The sequence below is a fragment of the Pseudomonas kulmbachensis genome (genome assembly GCF_963681935.1).
In the GTDB taxonomy this organism is placed as follows: Bacteria; Pseudomonadota; Gammaproteobacteria; order Pseudomonadales; family Pseudomonadaceae; genus Aquipseudomonas; species Aquipseudomonas kulmbachensis.
The window spans coordinates 1,726,457-1,741,182 of record NZ_OY817088.1; the positions used below are offsets into that span (position 1 = coordinate 1,726,457).

The window sequence follows — 14,726 nt, forward strand, 5'->3', positions numbered from 1 at the left end:
TTGTTATCTGTTGTCATACAACTGCATGGATTTTTTACAGAGTGTGCACAGGGTTGTCAATGCTGCAGGCACGGCGTTTTTGGTGGCCACGGGCGTAGACAGCTACACTGCGTCCATTCCAGGCACTCGCGGCTTACTGACATGGACGGCACATGAACGAAACAAGTCTTCAACGCAAAACCCTGCTGCTGTTGCTGACCTTGGTCACGATTGCCTTTATCTGGATTTTGCTGCCGTTTTACGGCGCGATTTTTTGGGCAGTAGCGCTGGGCATTCTGTTTGCCCCCATGCAACGCCAGGTACTGCTCAAGTTCAAGGGACGGCGAAATCTGGCCACCTTTACCACCTTGAGTGTCTGTACGCTGATTGCAATCTTGCCTGTGATCGTCACCACCGCCTTGCTGGTGCAAGAGGTGGCGATGCTCTACAGCGATGTTCAGAGTGGCAAGATCAACGTCGCCAGCTATGTCATGCAGTTCGAAAATATTCTGCCGGTTCATCTGCAGGAGTGGCTTGACCGCTTTGGCCTGAGCAGCATTGACGGGCTCAGCGAGAAAATCGCCAAAGGCGCGTTGGAGGGCAGTCAGTTCTTTGCTACTCAGGTATTCAACTTTGGGCAGAGTACCTTTGAGCTGGTGGTCAGTTTTTTCATCATGCTCTACCTGCTGTACTTCTTTATCCGCGACGGTCAGTCCATGGTGCGCATGATCCGCAATGCCATACCAATGGCCGAGCAGCACAAGCGCTTGTTGCAAGTCACATTGCGGCGCGTGGTCAGGGCTTCGGTCAAAGGCAACCTGGCAGTAGCCGTCACACAAGGTGCGTTGGGCGGGCTGATCTTCTGGCTGCTGGGCATCCATAGCGCGCTGTTCTGGGCGGTGCTGATGATGTTCCTGTCCTTGCTGCCAGCCGTGGGTGCAGGCATCGTCTGGGCGCCGGTGGCGGTTTACTTCCTGATCACGGGTATGGTTTGGGAAGGGGTGGTGCTGGCGCTGTACGGAGTCTTTGTGATTGGGATGGTGGATAACGTGCTGCGCCCGATCATGGTTGGCAAAGACACCAAAATGCCGGATTTCCTGATTTTGATCTCGACCTTGGGCGGCATGGCGATCTTCGGCCTCAATGGCTTTGTGATCGGGCCATTGATTGCCGCCCTGTTCCTGTCCAGTTGGGGATTGTTCAGCGGCACCCGCCGTAAGGTGCGATTGCCTACCGATATCCAGCCCGGCGATTAACGGAAACTGTACGAGACCCCGACGTAGGCACCCATGCCTTCGCCGGGTGTAGAGCGTGCAGCATCTTTGCCTGCGTCGTCATAACCCGGTGTCACCGTAGCTGCGTAGTGCTGATTAGTCAGGTTGCGCAGGTCGAGCCAGGTTTGCCAGTCCTGCTTGGGGGAGTTGTAGCCCAGCGTTGCGCCAAACAGCATGTAGGACGAGGCGTAGTACGAGTTGGCGTAATCCACCGCCATGCGTGAGGCCACCTGGGTGTTTAGCCCGGCATAGAAGCCCTGCGGATGGTCGTAACGGATTTGCCCCTGGTAGTAGTGCTGCGGGATGCCCGGTAGTTTGTTATCACCAAAGCGCGCGTCATCGCGGTAATGGAAATCGCTGAAGGTGTAGGCCTGGCGCAGCGAGACTTTACCGATTGCGTCACGCTCCCACAGCAGGCTGTTCAGGCCCGCTTCGAAACCTTGGTGCACGGTCGGGCTGGCGTTGGACTCGCCCACGATCGGTCCCAGGTTTTGCGTTGCCGCTTGCAGTTCAACGGTCAGCAGTTCATGGCGCACGGCCGAGTAATACCAGGCCAGATCCCATTGCCCAATCCATGAATCGCCACGGGTGCCCAACTCCAGGGTTGTGGCGGTCTGATTTTGCAGAGAGATGGGCGTGCTCTGGCGGCCGGTTGCTGCACCGCTGCCGACCGGGAACACAAAAGGCGAACTCCATATCATCGACCAAGGGTGCGGCGGCTCTACCGAGCGACTGAGGTTGCCATACACCTGCAGGTTCGGATTGAACTCATAGCGTAGACCGACCCGAGGCGCATAGTCCCAATCATGCTGACTGACCTTGCCGCCGCTCTCGGGGTAACTCACATCGCTTTCGCGGCGGGTGTAGATCAGCGCCATGCCCGTAGTCAGCCACAAGTCGGGGATCAGCTCCAGATCATTGCTGGCGTGCAGCACGGTGTCCGAACCCTGGTAGCTGAAGTCGCGCATCTTGGTGCCGGGGGCATACGCGGTGGTATTGCCCCGAGGTATACGCACATACTCTGATGCCCCGCTATTGGGCAAGTGTTTGGTATTGCGCAGCCCCACCGTGGTTTTGCTTTCGAGGCCGAACAGGGTGTCGCGGCGCTTGTAGTTCAGCGTGCCGCTGACATCGGTATAAGCCACTTTGAGACGATTCGGACCTTCGCGCAGATCCATCGGGTAGTCGTGATAGACCAGGCCCACTTCCAGTTGTGAGTCGTCATCCAGGTACATCGTGGTCTTGTTACCCAGCCATGTACTGCCGGGTTGCGGGCGGGTGTAGTCACCGCTTACATAGGCCGGGTTGGCTGCGCGGGGGTGATGCTTGATCTGTTCTTTGGTCACGCGCCCGGCCAGTTCGTTGTCCGTTTCGCGATAGCGCAGGTAGAAGCGGGTTTCCAATTGCGGGCTGAAGCGATAACCGACGTTGGCGGCGATGCCTTTGCTGCTGCCTCGGGTGTGATCCTGATAGCCATCGGTGTCAGAGTCCGTCAACGACACGTAGTAGTCGAGGTCGCCCAACACTTGCCCGGAACTGATCTGACGCTTTTGATAGCCGTAACTACCTGCTTCGTAGCGTACTTGCAGCGGTGCTGCGTCGTAGCCGGTGTGAGTGACGTAGTTGATTGACCCGCCCAGGGCCAGCGAGCCGGTTTCAAAACCGTTGGCACCGCGCAGTACTTCGGCGCGGCTCAGCCACAAGGGTTCGAACAGCTCGTATGGGGTGCCGCCGGGGCCGGTGAGCGGCAGGCCGTCGAACATCACATACAGCCCGGAGCCGTGGGCGCTGGGGGCACGATTGATGCCCGAGCCGCGCACCGAGACCTTGGCCCCGTCATTGCCTGCTGATTGCGCATAGATCCCCGGCTGGTAGGCCAGGACATCGGCATTGCTGGCAGTGCGGCCGCTCTCGACGCGGGTCATGTCGATCAGGTTGCTGGCGCCTGGGATCTCATTGAGCGCGTTTTGAGCGGCTTGCAGCTCGCTGCTTTCTTCGCTGCGCACCTGCACTTCGCCCAGCTCCAGGGTACTGCCGTAGGCGGGGGCGGTGCAGATCAGCGCCAAAGGTAAAAGTGAAGAAAGGGCAGGGCGCATTAATGGAACTTCCAGATCGATGGGCGGGCGGCGCGCCAGCCTATACAAGCCCGGAATCACTCGCAACTGTCACGGGCTGCAATCCAGTTGTGGGAGCGAGCCTGCTCGCGATGCTACAAGCTCACGTTTTTTCGGGATTTTTCGCACAGGTTTGGCAATTGCTGGGGCCTGGTGCGGGGCCTATAGTCGGTGCTCGCCGATAAGGCGACCGGGTTTGGCGACCTGGGAAGTGCCTGGAAAAATACGTAATTGCTATAAATGCCGGAGCGTGTATTTTGCTCGGTGTGTTTTATGGCAGCTGTACGTGGGAGATCTTCGGGTCTGCCGGGTTTTTCTGGGCTTTAACCGGTTCGCCAACCCGCGTACAGCGGCCACCTGTTTTTGTTTGGCGACGAAAACGGATGGCAAAAACTTTAGAGCACCAGAGGTTTACTTATGAATCATTCACCGTTTGTCCCGCTTACCGCCATCGACTGCACCATTCCTGCCTTGCTGATCGACCGCAACGCCCCACTCGATGTACTTCATGCCAACGCAGCCGCCCGTGTTCTGGCTGTGACCCAACTGATGGAAATGTTCTCCAGCCGAGAAATGCAGCAGGCCGACTCTATTGACCTCAAGCATCTGGCCACGGTTGCGGCGCAATTGCTGCGTGATGGGTGTGACCTGTTGGATGTACTGGGTTGGCGTTTGCGGCCTGCTTGATCTTGTCTGTTTAACAGATGTGTTGAGTACATATCCGGCATTCGCGTTTAACTGGAATATCGGTTTCGCCCTTACGGCGAGGCACTTTTTCCAGACGCCGAAAAAGTACCCAAAAAGGCTTGCCCCGGCGTACGGCCTCCCTGTTTTGTTCACGTGTACTGCGCAATCTCCTGTAGCAGCTGCCGAAGGAACGAGGCTGCGTTCGGTTGCGAAGCGACCGTAAAACCTGAGTCCGGGATTTACCTGAATGAGCGCAGTGTCCGGCTTTGACGACGGCTGCGCCGCCGAACGCAGCCTCGTTCCTTCGGCAGCTGCTACAGGGTTTTGCGCAAGGTTCTGTGGTTTTTGCTTTTGCTTTTGCTGTAGCCACACGGTTGTCCAAACAACGCGAATGCCCCTCACAGAAGGCCGAAACCAATATTTCAGTTAGACACAAATGCCGGATATGTACGCGGTGGGCCAGTTGTTTTACGTCTGTAACACTGGGCGAAGGATCAACAAAAAACCCCGTGAAGGCCAGGCCTTCACGGGGTTTTGGGTACAGCAACTAGCGCTTAGCCAACCAGGCCCAGCGTTGCACGTTGTACCAGTTCCAGCATTGGCTGCGGGTAGACACCCAGGAAGAACACCATTACCGACACCGCCAGCAACATTACGCCGCCGGCTTTTTGTTCCCAGTTCAGCGGAGCATCGTGGCGATGCAGTTTCGGCTCAACCAGGTACAGGGTCACCATCACACGCAGGTAGTAGAACACGCCAATGGCGCTACCCAGGATCAGGGAACCAACCAGCCACCATTGATGAGCTTCAACACCGGTCGCAATGATGTAGAACTTGCCGATAAAGCCAGCGGTCAGCGGGATACCCGCCAGCGACAGCATCATCACGGTCATCACCGCCGTCAGGTACGGACGACGCCAGAACAGGCCGCGGTACTCGTACAGCGCATCAGCGTCACGGCCTTTGTACGGCGAGGACATCAGAGTGATCACACCGAATGCACCCAGGCTGGTCAGCACGTAGGTGATCAGGTACACGCCAATCGCTTCCATGGCCATGCCTTTGCTCGCCACCAGGGCGATCAGCAGGTAGCCGAAGTGGGCGATGGACGAGTAACCCAGCAGGCGCTTGAGGTTGTTCTGGGTCAGGGCCAGCAAGTTACCGAACAGGATCGAGGCAATCGCGATCACGCTCAGTACGTCGCTCATCACGCCGGTAGTCGCCGAAGGCGTGATCTGGAACAGACGCACCATCACCGCAAACACCGCTACTTTTGACGCAGTAGCCAGGAACGCGGCAACCGGCGCCGGAGCACCTTCGTACACGTCTGGAGTCCAGAGGTGGAAAGGCACCAGCGACAGTTTGAATGCCAGGCCGACGAACATCATGCCCAGACCCAGCTGTGCCAGTGGCGCAGGTACGCCAGTGGCTGCCAGGGCGTGACCGATACCGCTGAAGCTCAGGCTGCCAGCTTCGGCGTACAGCAGCGCCATACCGAACAACAGGAACGCAGAGCCAGCGGCCGACAGCACCATGTACTTGATGCCGGCTTCCAGCGAACGCTTGTTGAAGAAGGCATATGCCACCAGACCGTAAACCGGTACAGAGAGCAGCTCCAGACCGATAAACAAGCCAGCCAGGTGTTGCGCGCTGACCAGCACGATACCGCCGGTCGCAGCCAGTAGCATCAGCAGGTACAGCTCTTCACGGTTACCGGGGTAACCCGTGCCGCCTTCACCCAGATAGGCGTGAGCCAGGGTGACGCAAGCCAGGGTGGAAGCCAGGATCAGCCCGATATACAGATAGGCGAAGTTGTCCATCATCAACAGCGGGGTGACAGCCAGTGGAGCAACTTTCAACGCCGGGAAGATTGACAGCAGTGCCAGGTTAAGACCCGCCACCGAAAGCAGGAAGGTCTGTGAGTGGTTGCGGCGCCACGCGATTGCCAGCATCACCACAACAACGGTGAGGCTGGTAATCAGCAGTGGAGCAAGCGCGATAAAGTGTTGGATCGTGAATTCCATAGCGCTCTTACCGGGCCGAAGCGAGTTGAGTGAAGGCGGTGCCGAGCCATTGCTGCACACCATGCATGGTCGCAGCGGAGGTATCGAGGAACGGTTGTGGGTACACGCCGATAAACACCAGCAATACCGCCAGACCGAGCACCATGATCAGTTCACGTGCATCCATGCCGGCCAGTACAGCGTCGGACTTGGATGGGCCGAAATAGGCGCGGTGAATCATGATCAGCGAGTAGACCGAACCAAACACCAGACCGGTCGTTGCAATCGCCGTAACCCAAGGGAAGCTGGCGAACGAGCCCATCAGGATCAGGAATTCGCCGACAAAGTTACCGGTGCCCGGCAAGCCCAGCGACGCGGCAGCAAAGAACAGGCTGATGGCCGGCAGGTAAGCAATCTTGGACCACAAGCCACCCATTTCACGCATGTCACGGGTATGCAGGCGTTCGTACAGTTGGCCGCTAAGGATAAACAGCGCCGCTGCCGAAACACCGTGAGCCAGCATCTGCATCACCGCACCTTGCAGTGCAAGCTGGCTGCCGGAGTAGATACCGATCAGCACGAAGCCCATGTGCGAAACGCTGGAGAATGCGATCAGACGCTTGATATCGGTTTGTGCGAAGGCCAGGAACGCGCCGTAGAAAATCCCGATCAGACCCAGGGTCATGGCAATCGGCGCAAACTCGGCCGATGCATTCGGGAACAGCGGCAGGGCGAAACGCAGCAGACCATAAGCAGCGGTCTTCAACAGGATACCGGCCAAATCGACCGAACCTGCGGTCGGTGCCTGTGCGTGAGCATCCGGCAACCAGGAGTGGAACGGTACAACCGGCAGCTTCACGGCAAAGGCAATGAAGAAGCCCAGCATCAGGATGTACTCGGTGGTGAGTGACATCTTGGTTTTCAGTAACTCGGCGTAGCTGAAGGTAATCACGCCGGTGCTGTTGAAGTTGACCAGCACCAGACCTAGGATCGCCACCAGCATGATCAGGCCGGAAGCCTGAGTGAAGATGAAGAACTTGGTCGCGGCGTAGATACGGGTTTTCTTGCCGTCAGACGAACTGTGACCCCAGAGCGCGATGAGGAAGTACATCGGCACCAGCATCATTTCCCAGAAGAAGAAGAACATGAACAGGTCGATGGCGAGGAACACGCCAACCACGCCGCCCAGGATCCACATCAGGTTCAAGTGGAAGAAGCCCACGTGACGCTGAATTTCTTTCCAGGAACACAGGACCGACAGCACACCGAGCAAGCCGGTCAGCAGGATCATCAGCAGCGACAGGCCGTCCAGCGCCAGGTGCACGCTGATACCGAAGCGTGCAATCCAGGTGTGCTGGAACTCAAGCGCCCAGGTCGGATCGGCGCCAGGCTGTGGCGCAAATGAGTAGTTCCCCTGAGACCACAGCCAAAGGCCGAGGGCAAGCTCAAGGGACATGGTCAGCAATGCAATCCAGCGGGGCAGGGTGGAGCCGAAACGCTCACCCAGCCAGCACAGGAGGCCGCCGATAAAGGGGATCAGGATTAGCCAAGGCAGAATCATGACGGGCTCAATTCCTTTCGCAAAGTCGAAGGTTCATATCAGACCGCTACCAGTACGATGGCGCCCATGACCAGTACAGCACCGGCGGCCATGGATGCAGCGTACCAACGCAGTTGACCGGTTTCGCTGCGGCTCAGGGCGTTATGCCCGGCCTTGGCCATCTTCGGGATCAAACCAATGGTCTGGTCCAGAGGATCTTTGGCCAGCAAGCGGCAGATCAACAGATACGGTTTGACGAACAGTTTGTCGTACAGCCAGTCGAAGCCCCAGGCAGCGAACCACCAGGCCGACAGGAAGCGACCGATGCCGCTGTTGGCGACTGCGGTTACAAAGCGACGCTTGCCCAGGTACAGCAGGGCGGCGAGCAGGATACCGGCCAGGGCGATGGCACCCGAGGCGATTTCCAGGCTGTGCTTGGCTTCACCGCCAGCATGGCCAACGCTTTGTGGCAGAACACCAGCCAGTGGCGGAGTGATCATGGCGCCGATAAAGGTCGACAGTACGATCAGCACGCTCAGTGGCAGCCAGTAGGTAACGCCGTGGCCCGCGTGGGCTTCAGTCTTGGCTTCACCGTGGAACGTGATGAAGATCAGGCGGAAGGTGTACAGCGAGGTCATGAACGCACCGACCAGACCGGCATACAGCAGTTCGTTGTTACCGCTGGCGAAGGCTTCCCAAAGAATTTCGTCCTTGGAGTAGAAACCGGCCGTCAGCAATGGCAAGGCAGACAGTGCCGCGCCACCGACGATAAAGCTGGCGTAGGCCAATGGCAGTTTTTTCCACAGGCCGCCCATCTTGAAGATGTTCTGCTCGTGATGGCAGGCAACAATCACCGCACCGGAAGCAAGGAACAGCAGGGCCTTGAAGAAGGCGTGGGTCATCAGGTGGAAGATCGCGCCGTCCCAGGCACCCACGCCCAATGCCAGGAACATGTAGCCAATCTGGCTCATGGTCGAGTAGGCAAGGATACGTTTGATGTCGGTTTGTACCAGTGCGGCAAAACCGGCCAGTACCAGGGTCACACCGCCGACGATGCCGACCAGGTGCAGTACGTCAGGCGCCAGAGTGAACAGGCCGTGGGTACGTGCAATCAGGTAAACACCGGCCGTTACCATGGTCGCGGCGTGGATCAGTGCCGAAACCGGTGTAGGACCGGCCATCGCATCTGCCAGCCAGGTTTGTAGCGGCAGTTGCGCAGATTTACCCACAGCACCGCCCAGCAGCATCAGGGTGGCCAGCACGATCCAGAAATCACCGGCCTGGAACTTCTGCGGTGCCAGAACCAGCAGCTCTTGAATATTCAGCGTGCCCAGTTGCTGGAACAGGATAAACAGGCCGATGGCCAGGAACACGTCGCCGACACGGGTCACGATAAAGGCTTTAAGTGCGGCGTTACCGTTGTTGCGGTTGCTGTAGTAGAAACCGATCAACAGATACGAGCACAGGCCCACGCCTTCCCAGCCGAAGTACACGAACAACAGGTTATCGGCCAGGATCAGGAACAGCATGCTGGCGATAAACAGGTTGGTGTAGGCGAAGAAACGCGAGTAGCCGTCTTCACCGCGCATGTACCAGGAGGCAAATACGTGGATCAGAAAGCCCACACCGACGACCACACCCAGCATGGTCACCGACAAGCCGTCCAGGTGCAGGGCGAAGTTGGGTTTGAAATCACCCACCGACATCCACTGCCACAGCACTTGCGTGAACTGACCGCCCTCAGGCGGCGACACGTTGAATTGCCAAATCACAAACGCGGCCACGATGGCCGACAGGCCAATGGAGCCGACGCCGATCACGGCCGAGAGGTTTTCGCTGAAGCGTCCACGGGAGAACGACAGCAGCAAAAAGCCGAGCAGGGGGAATACAAAAGTCAGAAAGAGAAGGTTCATCCGCGCATCTCACTGGCAGCATCGATATCAAGCGTATGGAAGCGGCGATACAGCTGCAGCAGGATCGCCAGGCCAATACTGGCCTCAGCGGCTGCCAGGGTGATCACCAGGATGAACATGACTTGCCCATCCGGCTGCGCCCAGCGTGCACCGGCAACGATGAAGGCCAGTGCAGCGGCGTTCATCATGATTTCCAGACTCATCAATACGAAGAGAATGTTGCGACGTACCATCAGGCCAACCAGACCGAGGCAGAACAGGATGCCGGCCACTGCCAGTCCATGTTCGAGAGGTATTCCTGGCATCTTATTGCTCCTTCGCCTCAGTACGGCCCAAGTGGAACGCCGTCACAGCTGCAGCAAGCAGCAGCATCGAGGCGAGTTCGACCACCAGCAGATACGGACCGAACAGGCTGATGCCCACGGCTTTAGCATCGATGGTGGTTTGACCGATTGCAGCACCGCTCTGGTGAGCGAACAGCACGTACAGCAGTTCGGCCAGCAGCAGGGCGGACAAAATGGTTGGCCCGATCCAGATCCCCGGCTTGAGCCAATGGCGTTCTTGCGTCACCGAGGCAGGGCCTTGGTTGAGCATCATCACCACGAACACAAACAGCACCATGATGGCACCGGCGTAGGCGATCACTTCGAGCACACCGGCAAACGGTGCGCCCAAGCTAAAGAACGTCATCGCCACGGCAATCAGCGAAATAATCAGGTAGAGCAGGGCGTGCACAGGGTTGGTGTTGGTGATCACGCGTAGCGTGGACACGACAGCGACACCCGATGCGAAATAGAAAGCGAATTCCATCGTTCTTCCTTAAGGCAGCAAGCTCTTCACGTTGATCGGCTCGGCTTCGTTCTGGGCAGCGCCTTTCGGCTTGCCTTCAACGGCCATACCAGCAACACGATAGAAGTTGTAATCAGGGTTCTTACCGGGACCGGAGATCAGCAGATCTTCTTTCTCGTACACCAGATCCTGACGTTTGAACTCGGCCATCTCGAAATCCGGAGTCAGCTGGATTGCGGTGGTCGGGCAGGCTTCCTCACACAAACCGCAAAAAATGCAGCGTGAGAAGTTGATGCGGAAGAACTCCGGGTACCAACGGCCATCTTCGGTTTCGGCTTTTTGCAGCGAGATGCAGCCAACCGGGCACGCTACGGCGCACAGGTTACAGGCTACACAACGCTCTTCACCGTCCGGGTCGCGGGTCAGGACAATTCGGCCACGGTAACGCGGTGGCAGATAGACCGGTTCTTCCGGGTATTGCAGCGTGTCACGCTTGCGGAAGGCATGGCCAAACACCATCACCAAGCTGCGAAGCTGGGTGTAGGTGCCATGCACGATGTCAAACAGGTACTTGAACATGGGTCTCTATCCTCACTGAACCGCGCCGGCAGGCGTGTTTAACAACACGACTGCAGCGGTCACCAGCAAATTGATCAGGGTCAGCGGCAGGCAGAACTTCCAGCTGAAGTCCATCACTTGGTCATACCGTGGGCGCGGAATAGAAGCGCGCAGCAGGATGAAGATCATGATGAAAAACGCGGTCTTCAGGGCGAACCAGATAAACGGGATCTGCGGCAGGATGCCGAAAGGCCCGTGCCAGCCACCGAAGAACAAAGTCACCAGCAACGCCGAGATCAACACGATCCCGATGTATTCACCGACGAAGAACATGCCCCATTTCATGCCGGCGTATTCAATGTGGTAACCATCGGCCAGTTCCTGTTCTGCTTCCGGCTGGTCGAACGGGTGACGGTGAGTCACGGCGACGCCAGCGATGAAGAAGGTCAGGAAACCGAAGATCTGCGGAATGATGAACCACAGGTTCTGCGCTTGATATTCAACGATGTCGCGCATGTTGAACGAGCCAACCTGCACCACGATGCCCATCAGCGCCAGGCCCATGAACACTTCGTAGGACACGGTTTGCGCCGAGGCACGCAAGGCACCCAGCAACGCGAACTTGTTGTTGCTCGACCAGCCTGCGAACAGCACCGCATAGACCGAAAGACCGGCCATGGCGAAGAAGAACAGGATGCCGATGTTCAGATCCGCCACGCCCCAGGTCGGGGTGATCGGGATAATCGCGAAGGCGATCAGCAAGGCGCTCATGGCCACGACCGGTGCCAGGGTGAAAATCACCTTGTCGGCAAACGGCGGGGTCCAGTCTTCCTTGAAGAACATCTTGATCATGTCGGCTGCGATCTGGAACGCGCCGAACGGGCCTACGCGGTTCGGACCGTAACGGTCTTGCCACAGGGCCAGCAGGCGACGTTCAACCCAGCTCAGCAGCGCGCCGCAAACCACTACGGCGAGCAGGATTACCACGGCTTTGAGCACCGAGATAATCACGTCGATCACTTCAGGCGTAAACCAGGTCATTGGGCTGCCTCCTGCAAACCGTCAACGGTAAGGCCAAAGATCGCAGGCGGAATACCTGCCAGGCCAGCAGGCAATGCCACCAGGCCTGAACCCAGCTCTTCATTGATGCGCAGCGGCAGACGCAGGGTCACACCGGCAACGTTGAGGCTGAGCAGGGCGCCATCATTCACACCCAGGCGGTCGGCTTCGGCTTTGGCCAATGCGATGTAAGCGGCTGGAATGCGTTCCTGAACCGGCGCGGCCTTGGAAGAGTTCTCTTCGCTGCCCAGCAGGTGGAAGAACGGCACGACTTGCCAGGTGCCGCGTGCCGGGTTGAAAGCGCCCGGAATGTTGGCGGACCAGTTCAGCGAATCACCTTTGCTTTCGATCAGGCGGGTGCCTGGGTCGCCAGCGCGGATATGACCACCGACTTCGTCCTGGAACTTGTTCCACGCTTGTGGCGAGTTCCAGCCCGGCGACCAGGCGAACGGCACTTGTTGGCGCGGTTCGACGGAGCCTGAGTAACCTTCCATGGAGTAGGCGAACGCGGTGTCCGGATCTTGTGGGGTACGTGGCTCGTGCACGCTGATATTGGCGCGCATTGCGGTACGGCCACTGTAACGCAGCGGTTCGCGAGCCAGCTTCATGCCTTTGATACGGAACGCAGCAGACGGCGCGGCATCAACGATGCGGGCGAGTGCAGGTGTGCTCGCAGCAGTGGCTTGAGTCACGTGGTCGAGCAGAGTCCAGTCAACCGGCTTGTTCAGCAGGGTGCTGCGCAGGGCATGCAACCAGCGCCAGCCTTCGTGAACCAGGATGCTGGCGTCCAGGTAAGTCGGGTCGAACACCTGGAAGAAACGCTGGGCGCGGCCTTCCTGGCTGACCAGAGTACCGTCGCCTTCAGCGAAGCTGGCAGCCGGCAGCACCAGATCGGCACGGTCGGTGGTGGCAGTCTTCTGGTGGTCAGCAACGATGACTACTTTGGCAGCGTCCAGAGCAGCATTGACCTTGACGGCGTCAACGCGAGTGAACAGGTCGTTTTCCAGTACCACGATGGCGTCGGCTTTACCGTCGATCACCGCTTGCAGGGCGGCGTCTACCGAGTCGCCGCCGAGCATGGCCAGGCCGAGGCTGTTGGCTTCCGGCACGATCAGGGTGATGGAACCGGCTTTCTCGCGCAGGTGCAGGGCCTTGGCGATATTGCCTGCGGCTTCGATCAGGGCTTTGGAGCCCAGCGAAGTACCGGCAATGATCAGTGGGCGCTTGGCCGCGAGCAACGCGTCAGCGATACGCTTGGCCAGTTCCAGTGCTTCAGCATCCAGACCGGTAACGGCAGGTGCGCTGGCATCAATGGCGTGGGCCACGGCGAAACCGATGCGGGCCAGGTCGTCTGGAGCGGCGTGAACGCATTCTTCAGCCACGTCGTCGAGCTTGGTTTCAGCCAGGCTGGCGATAAACAGCGGGTTCAGCGCGTGCTGGCCGATGTTTTTCACCGCGGCGTCTAGCCAAGGCTGAACGCGCATGGCGTCAGCCATGTCTTCAGCCTTGCCCTTGACCGATTGACGCAGCGACAGCGCCATACGGGCAGCGGTCTGGGTCAGGTCTTCACCGAGTACGAAAATAGCGTCGTGATCTTCGATCTCGCGCATGTTCGGCACTGGCAGTGGGCTGTCTTTGAGAACTTGCAGCACCAGACGGATGCGCTCCAACTCACCGGCTTCGATGCCGGAGTAGAAGTGCTCGGCGCCGACCAGTTCGCGCAACGCATAGTTGCTTTCGAGGCTGGCGCGTGGCGAACCGATACCGACGATGTTGCGACCGCGCAGCAGGTCAGCTGCTTTATCCAGTGCAGCGTCGAGGCTCAGCTTGGTGCCGTCTGCCAGCAATGGCTGACGTGGGCGATCTGTGCGGTTGACATAGCCATAGCCGAAACGGCCACGGTCACACAGGAAGTACTGGTTAACCGAACCGTTGAAGCGGTTTTCGATACGGCGCAGCTCGCCATAACGCTCGCCCGGGCTGATGTTGCAGCCGCTGGAGCAACCGTGGCAGATGCTTGGCGAGAACTGCATGTCCCACTTGCGGTTGTACCGCTCGGAGTGGGTTTTGTCAGTAAACACGCCAGTCGGGCAGACTTCGGTGAGGTTGCCCGAGAACTCGCTTTCAAGCACGCCGTCTTCAACGCGACCGAAGTACACGTTGTCATGGGCGCCAAATACACCGAGGTCAGTGCCGCCAGCGTAGTCTTTATAGAAGCGTACGCAGCGATAGCAGGCGATGCAGCGGTTCATTTCGTGGGAAATGAACGGGCCCAGTTGCTGGTTCTGGTGGGTACGCTTGGTGAAGCGATAACGGCGCTCGTTGTGGCCGGTCATCACGGTCATGTCTTGCAGGTGGCAGTGACCGCCTTCTTCGCACACGGGGCAGTCGTGCGGGTGGTTGGTCATCAGCCATTCAACGACGCTGGCGCGAAACACTTTCGCTTCTTCGTCGTCAATGGAGATCCAGCTACCGTCGGTGGCCGGGGTCATGCACGACATGACGATCCGACCACGCTTGTCGTTCTCGTCGGTGTACTGCTTGACGGCGCATTGGCGGCAAGCGCCAACACTGCCCAAGGCAGGGTGCCAGCAGAAATACGGGATATCGAGGCCTAGCGACAGACACGCCTGTAACAGGTTGTCTGCCCCATCGACTTCGAGATCTTTGCCGTCTACGTGGATAGTGGCCATGGTTCAAAGGTCTTCGTTGGCCCGGTGTCAGCGGGCGTGGCTAATGGAATCTTGTTATGTGTTCGAAACAACTCAGCCTTACGGCGTTATCGAACGATCAGAGAGCGGCACGGACCG

General features: G+C 58.4%; 11 protein-coding genes. 2 read left to right on the forward strand and 9 right to left on the reverse strand.

What is annotated here, in order from left to right:
* The first annotated feature begins 152 nt into the window (after positions 1-152).
* A complete protein-coding gene (locus tag U5A05_RS08060; RefSeq protein ID WP_321836077.1) occupies positions 153-1,235 on the forward strand; it encodes an AI-2E family transporter in 1,083 nt (360 codons plus the stop codon).
* On the opposite strand, the gene U5A05_RS08065 is transcribed toward U5A05_RS08060, so the two are convergent.
* The gene (locus U5A05_RS08065) at positions 1,232-3,349 is read right to left on the reverse strand and encodes a TonB-dependent receptor family protein (RefSeq protein WP_321836078.1); all 2,118 of its coding nucleotides are present in this window, start codon (positions 3,347-3,349) and stop codon (positions 1,232-1,234) included. The two genes, U5A05_RS08060 and U5A05_RS08065, sit on opposite strands and share 4 nt — an antisense overlap.
* 435 nt (positions 3,350-3,784) lie before the next feature.
* Here U5A05_RS08065 and U5A05_RS08070 point away from each other — a divergent pair, with 435 nt between their 5' ends.
* Complete coding sequence (locus tag U5A05_RS08070; RefSeq protein ID WP_321836079.1) at positions 3,785-4,054, forward strand: short-chain dehydrogenase; 270 nt, start codon at positions 3,785-3,787, stop codon at positions 4,052-4,054.
* Between the two features lie 554 nt (positions 4,055-4,608).
* Here U5A05_RS08070 and nuoN read toward each other — a convergent pair.
* The 8 genes from nuoN to nuoG are packed head-to-tail and all read right to left on the reverse strand — an operon-like array spanning position 4,609 to position 14,609.
* On the reverse strand, positions 4,609-6,078 hold the full coding sequence (gene nuoN, locus U5A05_RS08075) for an NADH-quinone oxidoreductase subunit NuoN (RefSeq protein ID WP_261741589.1): 1,470 nt from the start codon (positions 6,076-6,078) through the stop codon (positions 4,609-4,611).
* 7 nt (positions 6,079-6,085) lie between these two features.
* Positions 6,086-7,618, reverse strand: coding sequence for an NADH-quinone oxidoreductase subunit M (nuoM, locus tag U5A05_RS08080; RefSeq protein ID WP_261741590.1), 1,533 nt, complete (start codon positions 7,616-7,618; stop codon positions 6,086-6,088).
* A gap of 38 nt (positions 7,619-7,656) precedes the next feature.
* Positions 7,657-9,510, reverse strand: a complete 1,854-nt coding sequence (nuoL, locus tag U5A05_RS08085; protein WP_261741591.1) for an NADH-quinone oxidoreductase subunit L — start codon at positions 9,508-9,510, stop codon at positions 7,657-7,659.
* Positions 9,507-9,815, reverse strand: coding sequence for an NADH-quinone oxidoreductase subunit NuoK (gene nuoK / locus U5A05_RS08090; RefSeq protein WP_019412103.1), 309 nt, complete (start codon positions 9,813-9,815; stop codon positions 9,507-9,509). The genes nuoL and nuoK overlap by 4 nt, the downstream gene beginning before the upstream one ends.
* 1 nt (position 9,816) lies before the next feature.
* Complete coding sequence (nuoJ, locus tag U5A05_RS08095) at positions 9,817-10,320, reverse strand: NADH-quinone oxidoreductase subunit J (RefSeq protein ID WP_261741592.1); 504 nt, start codon at positions 10,318-10,320, stop codon at positions 9,817-9,819.
* Positions 10,321-10,329: 9 nt separating this feature from the next.
* Positions 10,330-10,878, reverse strand: a complete 549-nt coding sequence (nuoI, locus tag U5A05_RS08100) for an NADH-quinone oxidoreductase subunit NuoI (RefSeq protein ID WP_016780194.1) — start codon at positions 10,876-10,878, stop codon at positions 10,330-10,332.
* Positions 10,879-10,890: 12 nt separating this feature from the next.
* Positions 10,891-11,898, reverse strand: a complete 1,008-nt coding sequence (nuoH, locus tag U5A05_RS08105) for an NADH-quinone oxidoreductase subunit NuoH (RefSeq protein WP_060691357.1) — start codon at positions 11,896-11,898, stop codon at positions 10,891-10,893.
* Positions 11,895-14,609, reverse strand: a complete 2,715-nt coding sequence (nuoG, locus tag U5A05_RS08110) for an NADH-quinone oxidoreductase subunit NuoG (protein ID WP_321836080.1) — start codon at positions 14,607-14,609, stop codon at positions 11,895-11,897. The genes nuoH and nuoG overlap by 4 nt, the downstream gene beginning before the upstream one ends.
* Positions 14,610-14,726 lie beyond the last annotated feature (117 nt).